Source organism: Janthinobacterium sp. OK676, from assembly GCF_900103595.1.
Lineage (GTDB): Bacteria > Pseudomonadota > Gammaproteobacteria > Burkholderiales > Burkholderiaceae_D > Janthinobacterium.
Genome location: NZ_FNHA01000012.1, coordinates 39278 through 51678 on the forward strand (window position 1 = coordinate 39278; position 12401 = coordinate 51678).

Sequence of the window (12401 nt, forward strand, 5' to 3'; positions counted from 1 at the left end):
GGCGCGCCAGGGAAGTGGCCATGCTTATTTCTTTTCCGCTTTGGCTTTCGCGACCAGCACGTCCATCACGGTGAGCGCCTGGGCGTTCAGCTGCTCTTCGTTCTTGGCCGACTTGCTGCCCTGGTCGGCTTGCGAAGGCGACGTGATGTAGCGGCCATCGATGGCGATCATGGGCCAGAACGTCACGTTATAGCCTTGCATCATGGCGTCCGCGCGGCGCACGCGGGCCGAGATGCCCATGGAACGGTAGGTGTCGATGAACTTCTGGCGATCCACGCCCTGCTTGGCGACGAAGTCGAAGACGGCGTCGTCGGTGTTCAGACGGTTGCGTTCCACGTGCATGGCGTGGAAGACGCTGGTGTGCAGCTTGTCGACCAGGCCCATGGCTTGCAGGGTGAAGAACAGCCGCTGCTGCGGCGCCACGCTCTCGTCGCGCGACACGTGCACGCGCTTGAAGACGATGTTGTCGCCCTGTTTCTTGACCCAGGCCGCCAGTTGCGGTTCGAGCACGTTGCAATGCGGGCAGTAATAGGCGAAGAACTCCGTCACTTCGATCTTCTTGCCCGATTCCGTCGCCTGCGGCGTAGGCAGGGTTTCGTACTCGACGCCGTTCTTCGGGTCGGCCGGCGAGGCCGATGCGCCCATGGCGGCCGTGCACAGTGCGGCGGCGATCAGGATGTTCTTCAGAAAACGCATGCTGGTTCCTTATTTTTGGTTACGGACGACGGCGACATCGATGCCGTTTTCAGACAGTTTGGTGCGCGCGCGGTTCATCGCTTCGAGCTGGTTGAACGGCCCGATGCGCACGCGGTGCAGCACGCCGGCATCGGTGCTGCGGTCGCTGATGGCCGCTTCGAAGCCGAGCAGCGCCAGTTTGCCGCGCGTGCTTTCGGCATCCGACATGTCGTGGAAGGCGCCGGCCTGCAGATAATAAATCCATTTGTCGCTGGCTGCATCGGCCTTGGCCTCTTTCACGTCGGCCTTCGCTTGCGGCGCGGGTGCCGCGGCCGGCGTTTTCGGCGCCGGCTTGTCTTTCAACGTACCGATCAATTCCTGCAGCGCGTCCGGTGGCGGCGCCTTCGGCTGCTGCGCTGGAGCGGGCGCTGGCGCCGGTGCGGCCGGCTGCGTCGGCGTGACGATCTCGCGAGGCTCCTTGGAGAAGTCGCGCGCCGCTTCCTTGGCCGCTTCCTTGTTGCCGTACATCGGCTTGTTCGGGTCGGCGATCTGGCCGGCCGTCGGTTCGGCCGATTTGCCGGCCTTGCCCGACTTGTCGGTGAACGGCGAGGCGCCCTTGGTGATCACCAGGGCGACCACGACGGCGATGCCCAGGCCGATGACCAGGCCGATGATGATGCCGACCAGGGTATTGCCCTGCTGGCGCCGGGTCGAAGAGAAGCGGGAAACATTAGGGGAAGCGTGACTCATTGACGGTTTGACCTTCGCGATTACATTTTGTTTGGCGCGGACACGCCGATCAGTGCCAGGCCGTTGCGCAGTACCTGGCGCGCGGCGATGACGAGAGCCAGACGGGCCATCTTGACGGCTTCGTCCTCGACCAGTACTTTTTCGGCGAAGTAGAAGCTGTGCAGGTTGGCGGCCAGGTCGCGCAGGTAGAAGGCGACTTGGTGCGGTCCCAGTTCCGCTTGCGCGCGCGCCAGCATTTCCGGGTAGGCGGCCAGGGTCGCCAGCAGGGTCGCTTCGGTCGGCGCCGTCAGTGGAGAAAGGTCGACGTTGGCGACAGTGCTTGCATCGCCGCCCCAGTTTTCCAGGATGCGGCAGATGCGCGCATGCGCATACTGCACGTAATAGACGGGATTTTCATCGGTGGTTTTCAGCGCCACGTCGACGTCGAAGACGAATTCCGTGTCGGCCTTGCGCGAGATCAGGAAGAAGCGCACGGCGTCGCGGCCCTTGGCGATGTCGCCGCCGCCCGACCATTCGATCAGGTCGCGCACGGTCACGTAGGAGCCGGCGCGCTTCGAGATCTTGACCTCTTCGCCGTCCTTCATGACGGTGACCATCTTGTGCAGCACGTAGTCGGGGTAGCCTTGCGGGATGCCCATGTCGACCGCCTGCAGGCCGGCGCGCACGCGCGCGATGGTGCCGTGGTGGTCGCTGCCCTGGATATTGATGGCCTGCACGAAGCCGCGCTGCCATTTCACCAAGTGATAGGCCACGTCCGGCACGAAATACGTGTAGGTGCCATCCGTCTTGCGCATCACGCGGTCCTTGTCGTCGCCGAAGTCGGTGGTGCGCAGCCACAGCGCGCCATCCTGCTCGTAGGTGTGGCCCGCCTTGATCAGGGTGTCGACGGCGCTGTTGACCTTGCCGTCCGCGTACAGCGACGATTCCAGGTAGTAATTGTCGAACTTCACGCCGAAGGCCTGCAAGTCGATGTCCTGCTCGTTGCGCAGATAGGTGACGGCAAACGGGCGGATCGAATCGATGTCTTCCACGTTGCCATTGGCCGTGGCAGGCTGGCCATCGCTGGCCGAGACGGTCTTGCCGGCCTTGAAGTCGTTGGCGATGTCGGCGATGTAGTCGCCGTTGTAGGCGGACTCGGGCCATTCGGCGTCGCCGGGCTTGAAGCCGCGCGCGCGCGCCTGCACGGAGTTGGCCAGGGTCTGGATCTGCACGCCCGCGTCGTTGTAATAGAACTCGCGCGTCACTTGGTAGCCTTGCGCGTCGAACAGCGAGGACAGGGCGTCGCCCAGGGCTGCCTGGCGGCCGTGGCCCACGTGCAGCGGACCGGTCGGGTTGGCCGACACGAATTCCAGGATCACTTGCTTGCCGGCGCCTGCAGCGCTGCGGCCATAGCCGTCGGCTTCGCTCAGGATGGTTTTCACCACGGCCTGCTTGGCGGCGGCGGACACGCGTACGTTGATGAAGCCGGGACCGGCGATTTCCACTGCCTCGACGAGGCCCTTGCCGGCCGGATTGGCCAGTACGGCCGTCACGATGGTTTGCGCCAGTTCGCGGGGATTCTGTTTCAGCTGCTTGGCCAGTTGCATGGCGATATTGCAGGCGACGTCGCCATGCGATGCATCGCGTGGTCGCTCGAGCACCACGGTAGGCTCGAGCGTAGTGCCGGCCAGGACTGGAGCGAGGGCGGCCTGGAACAGGGCGATGATTTCTTGTTTCTGTTGGGCGAGCATGAGCAGGATGGCGGTGGAACCGCGTTAAGAATGAATAGAATGTATCGAAAAGCAAAACGGACGGCCATGACATTGCCGCCCAGACTGCGTTAATTATACTGGTTTGCCGCCGGGAACAATACGCCAGCCGGCAGTGTTCCCGTGCCGGCGTGTTTCACGATATTATCAGGACAGCATGCCCATGTTGGTGCACGAAAACATCAGCATGGCGCATTCTGCTTGTATATATGCAGTTTTTTGCTGCAATTTACAGGTATCGCTGCAATCGCCTGGGTCAGAGGGCGCCACAAACGCTACAATCGACCCTTTATTGATGACGCGCGGCCGCGACTTTGCCTTCATGCAGCCCGCCGCGCGCAGCCACACCGGATAACTATGAACAAGCGCCCCACGCTGAAATTGAAAACCAAGCCGGCGCCAGGCCAGGCTCCTGCCGCGCCGAAGTTGCGTCCCAGCTACCATCCCGACCTGAAACCGGTCTTGCAGCCAGGCTTCCAACCCGATTTGCGTGCCGACTCGCTGGCGTTTTGCCTGCTGGGCGCGGCCAATGCCGTGGCGCAAGTGCGCACGGGCACGGCCCTGCCGCAGGCCCTGGCCAAGGTATTTACGCAATCGAACGCCAGCCCGCAGGCGCGCGGCGCCATCCAGGATATTTCCTACCGCACCATGCGCCAGCTGGGCCGCAGCGAAACCCTGGTCGGCCTGATGACGTCGAAGGCGCCCGAGCCGCCCATGCTGGCGGCCCTGCTGTGCTGCGCGCTGTCCCTGATGTCGGCCGAACCGGGCGAACAGCCGTACGAAGAATTCACGGTGGTCGACCAGGCCGTCACGGTCGCCACCTCGCACCCTGACCTGGCGCACGCCAAGGGCATGGTCAACGCCGTGCTGCGCCGTTTCTTGCGCGAGCGCAAATCCTTGCTGGAAGCGGCCCTGCAGCAACCGTTGGCGCAATGGAATTATCCGCAGTGGTGGATCGATTCGCTGCGCCTGGCCTATCCGCGCGACTGGCAAGCCATTCTGACGGCGGGCAACGCCGTGCCGCCATTGACCCTGCGCGTGAACCGCCGCAAGAGCACGGTGGAAGCGTACCTGGCCGTGCTGGCCGAGGCGGGCATTGCCGCGCGCCAGGTGGGACCGTTCGCCGTGCGCCTGGACAAGCCGATCGGCGTGGCTCTGATTCCCGGCTTCGAGCAGGGCGTCGTCTCCGTGCAGGATGCGGGCGCACAACTGGCCGCGCCGCTGCTGGACTTGCAGGACGGCATGCGCGTGCTCGATGCCTGCGCCGCGCCGGGCGGCAAGACCTGCCACATCCTCGAACTGGCCGATGTACACGTGACCGCCATCGACGCGGACGCCAAGCGCTTGCCGCGCATCGCGGAAAACCTCGAGCGCCTGGGCCTGGACGCGACACTGAAGGCGCAGGATGCGCAATCGAGCGCGTGGTGGGACGGCCAGCAGTTCGACCGCATCCTGGCCGACGTGCCGTGCACTGCCTCGGGCATCGTGCGCCGCCACCCCGATATTCGCTGGTTGCGCCGCAAGGGCGACGCGTTCCAACTTGCAACACTTTCATCTAAAATTCTGGACAACCTGTGGCAGATGCTGCGCCCCGATGGTAAATTGCTGTTCGTGACATGTTCATTGTGGCCGCAGGAGTCAGAGGCACAGGCGGCGGCATTTGCGGTGCGCAATAATGCGATCCGATTGACAGCGCCTGGCCAGCTGTTGCCGACTGGCAGCGCGGAGCAGGACCATGACGGTTTGTTCTATGCGCTATTCCAAAAAAATGCGGCTTGAGCGATTCGTCGATACTTATCCTACGGACACTACCGGCACACTTGTGACAACACGACTCTTCCGACTCCTGGCCCTGCTGCTGATGCTGGCATGTACCATGCCGCGCGCGCATGCGGCCGATATGGTCGAGATCACCCGTGCCTACATCGAAGCTGGCGAAGAGGGTTACAAGCTGGCCGCCACGTACTCGTTCGAGCTCAATCACGACCTCGATGATGCCGTGCAGCACGGCGTGCCGCTGTATTTCACGACGGAAATCGAACTGACCCGGCCCCGCTGGTACTGGTTCGATGAAAAAGCCATCGTGGCGCGCCAGACCAGCAAGCTGTCGTACAACGTGCTCACGCGCCAATATCACGTCTCGGGCGGGGGCTTGCAGCAAAGCTTTCCCACGCTCGACGATGCGCTGTTCCTGATCCGCCGTCCCAGCCGCTGGCTGGTGGCGCGGCGCGGCGAGCTGAAAGTGGGGCAGACGTATAACGTCACCTTGCGCATGGGCATGGACCGCGACTACCTGCCCAAGCCGATACAGGTCAATGCCTTCAATAACAGCGACTGGCGCCTGGCTTCGAATAAAAAAACCTTCTTGTATACGGCGGAGTAGTGAGTCAAGCATTGCGCTATCTGCTGGTGGTGGGCGGCGGCATTGTCAGTATCCTGCTGTTCCTGCTCGCGTCGGCTTCCGACAATTCCGGCTTTTTCGACCGTTACTACACCTGGCTGCTGGGGCTGAACGCGGCCGTTGCCGTGTCGCTGCTGGCGCTGGTGGGCATTTCCCTGGGCCGCCTGTATGCGCGCTACAAGAGCGGCAAGTTCGGCTCCAAGCTGATGACGCGCCTGGTGATGCTGTTCGCCGCCGTCGGCATCCTGCCCGGCCTCGTGATTTTCCTCGTCTCCGTACAATTCGTTTCCCACTCCATCGAGTCCTGGTTCAACGTCAAGATCGAAGCGGCGCTGGAATCGGGGATTGAGCTGGGCCGTGCCGGCCTCGATGCGGCCCTGGTCGAGCTCGACCACCGGGGCCACAAGGCCGTCGAAGAAATGGGCGCCGACCCGGTGGCCGGCCCTGCCGTGCTGACGAGTTTGCTGCGCGAAGAGGGCATGCAAAACGCCATGCTCGTCAGCGGCGACGGCGTGCTGCTGGCCAGCGCGGGGCCGCACAGCGCGGCCGACTTGCCGACGCCGGCCATGCTGGTGCAGGCGGCCTCGCCGGCCGGCTATGCCTCGGCCGAAGGAGGGCTGGAATTGCACGACGACGGCACGGAATCGGGCGGCGGCGGTTTCCGCTCGGGCCTGCCAGCGTCGCTGGAAACGGCGGCCAGCCTGCGCCTGCGCGTGCTGGTGGCCGTGCCGGGCCCGTCCGTTTCGCCCCGCTACCTGCAACTGCTGCAGGCCGTGCCGCCCAAGCTGGCGACGAACGGCGAGGTGCTGCGCGCCGCCTACAGCGAATACAAGGAACGTTTCGTCGCGCGCGTGGGGCTGCGCAAGATGTACATGGAAATCCTCACCTTGACCTTGCTGCTGGCCATCTTTGGCGCCATCGGCAGCGCCTTCCTGATCGCAGGCAACCTGGCCCAGCCCCTGCTGCTGCTGGCCGAAGGCACGCGCGCCGTGGCCGAGGGCGACCTGTCGCCGCGCCCCATCGTCGCCACCAAGGATGAACTGGGCACCCTGACGCAGTCGTTCAACATCATGACGCGCCAATTGCTCGATGCGCGCACGGCCGTGGAAAGCAACCGCGCCGCCCTGCAAAATGCGAAGGCCCATCTGGAATCGGTGCTGGCGAACATGTCGGCCGGCGTGATGGTGCTCGATGGCGATTTCAAACTGGTCACCTGCAATGAATCGGTCGAGCGCATCCTCCAGCATTCGGGCATGAGCATGGTGGGCCAGCCGCTGGCGCATATTGCTGGAATGGAAGAGTTTGGCGGCGCCATCATCAGCGCCTTCACGGCGCAAAGCGCGCAATCGGCATCGGGCCGCAACCAGCAGCGCCTGCACTGGCAGCGGCAGATCGAGATTCCGCGCCGCGTGGGCAGCAGCGCCGACGAGCATGACATCACCTTGCTGGCGCGCGGCTCGCGCCTGCCGCTGGAGTCGGGCAGCGGCTACATCGTCGTCTTCGATGATATATCCGACGTGATTTCCGCGCAGCGCTCGATCGCCTGGGGCGAGGTGGCGCGCCGCCTGGCGCATGAAATCAAGAATCCGCTCACGCCGATCCAGCTGTCGGCCGAGCGTCTGCAGATGAAGCTCGAAGGCAAGCTGGAGCAGCCCGACGCCGACTTGCTCAGCCGCGCCACCACCACCATCGTCAAGCAGGTCGATGCGATGAAGCGCATGGTCGACGACTTCCGCGACTATGCGCGCACGCCGCCGGCCGTGCTCGTACCGCTGCGCCTGAACGAGCTGATCGAAGAGATATTGAACCTGTACCTGCGCGGCGACGATGGCGACATCATCCACCCGCTGCTGGCGCCGAATCTGCCGATGGTGATGGGCGATCCGACCCAGTTGCGCCAGGTGATCCATAACCTGCTGCAGAACGCGCAGGACGCCATGGCCGACCTGCCGCCGGACTCGGCGCATCCGCGGATTGACGTAAGGACGGAAGCAATTCATTATCGCAGTGCGGACGGCGGCGTGAATATCGCCGTGCGGCTGGCCATCACGGACAATGGGCCTGGTTTCGCGCCAAAAATCCTGGCGCGCGCCTTCGAGCCCTATGTGACGTCGAAGGCCCGCGGCACGGGCTTGGGCCTGGCGATGGTAAAGAAAATTATCGATGAACACGGCGGACGCATCGATATCGAGAACCGGGTCGACGGCAATGGCGCTTCGGTGGTCATTTTGCTGTTAAAGTTAGCTCCCGACACTCCTGCCCAGGAATTCCTGGCGTGAGGGTCTGGTTTAGTATTTAAAACACTAATAAAATCATAGCTGTCCGCCGTGTACATCTTGTGCGCGTCGGCCGGCGAAATGAGGAAGGCAAGACACGAATGGCAAACATACTCGTAGTGGATGATGAAATGGGTATCCGTGAGTTGCTCTCGGAAATTCTGGGCGACGAAGGACATGCTATCCAGCTGGCCGAAAATGCGCAGCAGGCGCGCGAAGCGCGTGCCGCCGGTGCGCCGGATCTGGTATTGCTGGATATCTGGATGCCCGACACCGATGGCGTCACCTTGCTCAAGGAGTGGCAGCGCGATGGCTTGCTGACCATGCCGGTGATCATGATGTCGGGCCACGCCACCATCGATACGGCGGTCGAGGCGACGCGTATCGGCGCCATGAACTTCCTGGAAAAACCGATTGCCTTGCAAAAACTGCTGAAAGCAGTCCAGCAAGGCTTGACGCGGGCACAGGAAACCGTGCGTGCGCCGAGCGTGGCGCCCCGTCCCGCGGCGCCCGTGGTGGCCGAGGAAAGCAGCCATCCCGTGCCCAGCTTTGGCGGCAGCGCGCCGCAACAGCTGATGGTGCGCCCAGGCATCGCCGTACCGGCGGTGGCCGAAGGCCATGGCTACAACCTGTCATTCGACTTGCCGCTGCGCGAGGCGCGCGATGCGTTCGAACGCATGTATTTTGAACACCACCTGGGCCGCGAAGGCGGCAGCATGACCCGCGTGGCGGAAAAAACGGGCCTTGAGCGTACCCATTTGTACCGCAAGCTGAAACAGCTGGGCGTCGAACCGGGCAAGCTGGCCAAGAAAGGCCTGTGACGGCAGCCGCAAGGCATCCGACGCCGCTGACCCTGGTCAGCGGTGGCCGCGCCGCCGAGCGCGAAGCGGCCATCGCGCAAGCCTTGCAGCCTGACCAAGCGACCGCCGTGATCCTCGAGGGGCTCGCCGACGGCAACGCCATCCTGGCCGACCTGGCCGGACAAAATTCCCCTTCTCCATCGTTTCCACTGCAACTGTTGCGCATCGCGCCCGGTTGCCTGTGCTGCAGCGGCAATCTCGTATTGCGTGTAACATTAAATCGTCTGCTGCGCCATCCGCCCGCGCGCCTGTTCATCAGCCTGGCCGACGCCTCGCACATCGAACAGCTGCGCACCTGGCTGACCGCCAGTCCCTACGATGTCCTGCTGGCGCTGGAAGCAGACTTGCTTGTTTCCTCAACGTAGCTTCCTGATCGTCTTACCGCAGTCGCAGTTTGCATCTCGTTACAACTCTGTAGCCCGCAGGGTGGCCCGGTCGCTTGAAATGGCGGCGTAGGGACCCCACCTCTGTCCTGAAACCGCAAGAGTTTCTCTTGCTTGAGCGAAGGATGCAAAATGAACCTGATCTATAACAGCGAACAATATAGCGTCGTGGAATTCGGCGTCGATGGCGACCTGGAAGCCCTGCGCTTCGGCGGCTATGAAATCGTCGACAAGGGGGGCAAGCGGGAAACGTTTATCGCCGGCATCCTTGCGCAACACTTTCGCCGCGACGTCACGGAATTGATCGCCAGCGAACCCAGCATGGAAGAGATCGATGAATTTTTGGGCAGCTACGATTCCCTCATGAGCCAGCCGGTCCTGTTGCACTAATGTGATGGGCATCGCCGCCATACCAATCCGCCAGATGGCGTGGTATGGTGGCCGTGTTATCCAGCTGCAAACAGACCATGTGCCAACTTCTCGGAATGAATTGCAATGTCCCCACGGACATTGTCTTTAGTTTTACCGGCTTCGCCATGCGCGGCGGCCATACCGATACCCACCATGACGGCTGGGGCATCGCCTTTTTCGAGGGCGCCGGCGTGCGCCATTTCGTCGACCACCAGGCGGCCATCGCCTCGCCCGTGGCCGAACTGATCAAACGCTATCCGATCAAGTCGCGCAATGTCATCGCGCATATCCGCAAGGCCACGCAAGGCCAGGTGGCGCTGGAAAACTGCCACCCTTTCGTGCGCGAACTGTGGGGCCGCTACTGGGTCTTTGCCCACAATGGCGATTTGAAGGAATTTCATCCCGTGCTGACGGGCAGTTACCGCCCCGTCGGCTGCACGGACAGCGAACTGGCCTTCTGCTACCTGCTGCAGGAGCTGCATGCGCGCTTTGGCGATGCCCCGCCGGCCTTGCCGCAATTGCATGCGGCGCTGGCGCAATTGTTGCCCAGCATCGCGGCCCACGGCACGTTCAACATGATGCTGTCGAGCGGCGAGGCCCTGTTTGCCCATTGCTCGACCAGCTTGCACTATCTGGTGCGACAACATCCGTTCCCAACTGCTAAACTCTCCGATGAAGACCTGAGCGTGGACTTTTCCCAGGTAACGACGCCCCAGGACAGAGTGGCCGTGATCGTTACCCAGCCGCTGACGACGAATGAACAATGGACGGCGTTTGCGCCCGGCGAATTGAAATTATTTGTCGACGGGGTGGTGCAAGACACGCCGGCGGCCTAATTTGTTGACGACAATAAACTGGATTGCTGCCAAAATACCCACAGCGCGGGCGGAATTCAGCTAAAGTATTGTCAATAGTGAACCTTGATGCGGGCGCGGCGCGGCCGGTGTCACTCGACGTGATTGATGAAGAGTTAATGATCGATATTTCCAGCAACGACATCACCCCGAAACCCTTGCGCGTGCGCGAGTTCTATCTGGGTCGACAACCTATCCTCGACCGCAACCAGGCCCTGTTCGGCTATGAGTTGCTATTCCGCAACGCTCCGGTCGGCCCCGCCAACATTACCAGCGACCTGTCCGCCACGGCGTCCGTGATCGCCCACGCTTCCCAGCTGGGCATGGAAAAGGTCATCGGCGACGCGCTCGGTTTCGTCAACGTCGATGCCGACGTGATCATGAGCGACATCTTCGTCTTCCTGCCGCGTGAAAAAGTCGTGCTGGAAATCGTCGAATCGATGCCCGTCACGCCGGAAGTGCGCGCGCGCATCAGCGAACTGGTGGGCCATGGCTTCACCTTCGCGCTGGAAAACGTCGTGTCCGATACGTCGCAAGTGCAGGAACTGCTACCGCTGGTGCAATACGTCAAGATGGACATGAGCACGGTCGACCCGAAGGTGCTGGCAGCGCTGGCACCCCGTTTCAAGCAGGAAAACAAGAAACTGGTGGCGGAAAAGGTCGAAACGCGCGAAGAATTCAAGTCGGGCCTGGACCTGGGCTTCGATTACTTCCAGGGTTATTACTTTGCCAAGCCCGCCATCATGACGGGCAAGAAGCTGTCGCCATCGCAACTGGCCGTCATGGAACTGATGACCCTGGTGACGTCGGACGCCGACAACATGGAAATCGAGCGCGCCATCAAGCGCGACGTGTCGCTGGCCCTGAACCTGCTGCGCCTGGTCAATACGCCAGCCGTGGGCGCGCGCCAGCGCATCGATTCGCTGAGCCAGGCCGTCACCGTGCTGGGCCGCCGCCAGCTGCAGCGCTGGCTGCAAATCATGCTGTACGCGGAACCAAGCAAGCGCGGCCATAGCATGACGCCGCTGCTGATGCTGGCCACCACGCGCGGCCGTTTGCTCGAATTGCTCGCGCATAAACTGCGCCCGAACCACGCCCACTCGGCCGATATCGCCTTTACGGTCGGCATCATGTCCCTGATGGATACCTTGTTCGGCGTGCCGATGTCGGAAATCCTGAACCAGATCGAAGTGATCGACGAAGTGGCCGAAGCGCTGCTGTCGCGCGAAGGCTTCTACGGCGACCTGCTGCGCCTGGCCGAATGCATCGAGCGCATCGAAGACATGGAAGGCGAGATCGTCCCGACCTTGCGCGACCTGGCCATGTCGCCGGATGACCTGGTGGAGCTGGAAATGGCGGCCTACGAATGGAGCGATAACGTCGTCCGTTACGCACTGTAGGTCGGATTAGCGCGGCCGCCAGGCCACGCGTAATCCGACAACATTGTTGGCGATGACTGTGGTGTCGGATTACGCGCAAGCGCTAATCCGACCTACGCGACCCGTCAAAAACAGCCCTGCACGGCGACGCCGTAGCAGGGCTTTTTTACGCCGCTACGCTGCCGCACCAGGCCAGTGCTTGTGCAGCTCGGGGTCGGTGCGCAGTTCCCACAGGGCCAGCACGACGACGGCGATGCCGACGAGCAGCTCGTTCCACATGACGACGCGCTGATCGGCCAGCCGCAATACCCACGGCGAGGCGGCCACCCAGACGCCGACGAGCAGGTTGACGACGACGGCCCAGAAATAGGTCTTGTACAAGTCGAAGGCGGCCAGCACGGCGATCACCAGGCCCGAGACAATGGCGTTCATCATCTGCGGCGAGCCTTCGGGATAGGAAAAGGCCCAGGGCGAGACGATCAGCCATAGGCCCAGCAACAGGATCACCTGATCCTGCCAGCGTTTCAATTTGAAGTTGGTTGCCATATATCCTCCTTAGCCAGTCAGGGAACGGGCCGGAGCGGGCATGCAGCATGCCGGCCGGCATACTGCGTTAGTGCGCCGCGGCGCGCGAAAAGTTCCGCGCGCCGCAGGCCAAGGCGAT

The 12401-nt window shown here is 62.6% G+C and carries 12 protein-coding genes; 8 read left to right on the forward strand and 4 right to left on the reverse strand.

Features of this window, described 5'->3' with window-relative positions; all coding sequences use genetic code 11:
- Positions 1 to 24: 24 nt before the first annotated feature.
- From BLU39_RS21635 to argS, 3 genes are read right to left on the reverse strand one after another with little or no spacing between them, the layout of a single operon-like run.
- A complete protein-coding gene (locus BLU39_RS21635) occupies positions 25 to 696 on the reverse strand; it encodes a thiol:disulfide interchange protein DsbA/DsbL (protein ID WP_034749335.1) in 672 nt (223 codons plus the stop codon).
- A 9-nt stretch (positions 697 to 705) separates the two neighbouring features.
- A complete protein-coding gene (locus BLU39_RS21640; protein ID WP_092716755.1) occupies positions 706 to 1425 on the reverse strand; it encodes an SPOR domain-containing protein in 720 nt (239 codons plus the stop codon).
- 20 nt (positions 1426 to 1445) lie between these two features.
- Positions 1446 to 3155: an arginine--tRNA ligase gene (argS, locus tag BLU39_RS21645; RefSeq protein WP_092716757.1), complete on the reverse strand. Its 1710-nt coding sequence runs from the start codon at positions 3153 to 3155 to the stop codon at positions 1446 to 1448.
- Positions 3156 to 3530: 375 nt separating this feature from the next.
- Between argS and rsmB the strand changes: the two genes are divergently transcribed.
- The 8 genes from rsmB (at position 3531) to BLU39_RS21685 (ending at position 11758) form a co-directional block, all read left to right on the forward strand.
- Positions 3531 to 4952, forward strand: a complete 1422-nt coding sequence (rsmB, locus tag BLU39_RS21650; protein WP_092716760.1) for a 16S rRNA (cytosine(967)-C(5))-methyltransferase RsmB — start codon at positions 3531 to 3533, stop codon at positions 4950 to 4952.
- A gap of 43 nt (positions 4953 to 4995) precedes the next feature.
- Complete coding sequence (locus tag BLU39_RS21655) at positions 4996 to 5556, forward strand: DUF4390 domain-containing protein (protein ID WP_232731294.1); 561 nt, start codon at positions 4996 to 4998, stop codon at positions 5554 to 5556.
- Complete coding sequence (locus tag BLU39_RS21660) at positions 5556 to 7853, forward strand: sensor histidine kinase (RefSeq protein WP_092716764.1); 2298 nt, start codon at positions 5556 to 5558, stop codon at positions 7851 to 7853. Before BLU39_RS21655 ends, BLU39_RS21660 begins: the two co-directional genes overlap by 1 nt.
- 98 nt (positions 7854 to 7951) lie before the next feature.
- A complete protein-coding gene (locus BLU39_RS21665) occupies positions 7952 to 8671 on the forward strand; it encodes a response regulator (protein ID WP_092716767.1) in 720 nt (239 codons plus the stop codon).
- Positions 8668 to 9075: an SRPBCC family protein gene (locus BLU39_RS21670; RefSeq protein WP_092716769.1), complete on the forward strand. Its 408-nt coding sequence runs from the start codon at positions 8668 to 8670 to the stop codon at positions 9073 to 9075. Before BLU39_RS21665 ends, BLU39_RS21670 begins: the two co-directional genes overlap by 4 nt.
- A gap of 150 nt (positions 9076 to 9225) precedes the next feature.
- Positions 9226 to 9483, forward strand: a complete 258-nt coding sequence (locus BLU39_RS21675) for a BTH_I0359 family protein (RefSeq protein ID WP_077399469.1) — start codon at positions 9226 to 9228, stop codon at positions 9481 to 9483.
- A gap of 77 nt (positions 9484 to 9560) precedes the next feature.
- Complete coding sequence (locus BLU39_RS21680; RefSeq protein WP_092717196.1) at positions 9561 to 10340, forward strand: class II glutamine amidotransferase; 780 nt, start codon at positions 9561 to 9563, stop codon at positions 10338 to 10340.
- Positions 10341 to 10477: 137 nt separating this feature from the next.
- Positions 10478 to 11758, forward strand: a complete 1281-nt coding sequence (locus BLU39_RS21685; RefSeq protein ID WP_092716771.1) for an EAL and HDOD domain-containing protein — start codon at positions 10478 to 10480, stop codon at positions 11756 to 11758.
- Positions 11759 to 11911: 153 nt separating this feature from the next.
- On the opposite strand, the gene BLU39_RS21690 is transcribed toward BLU39_RS21685, so the two are convergent.
- Positions 11912 to 12283, reverse strand: coding sequence for an SPW repeat protein (locus BLU39_RS21690; RefSeq protein WP_092716773.1), 372 nt, complete (start codon positions 12281 to 12283; stop codon positions 11912 to 11914).
- Between the last annotated feature and the right edge of the window lie 118 nt (positions 12284 to 12401).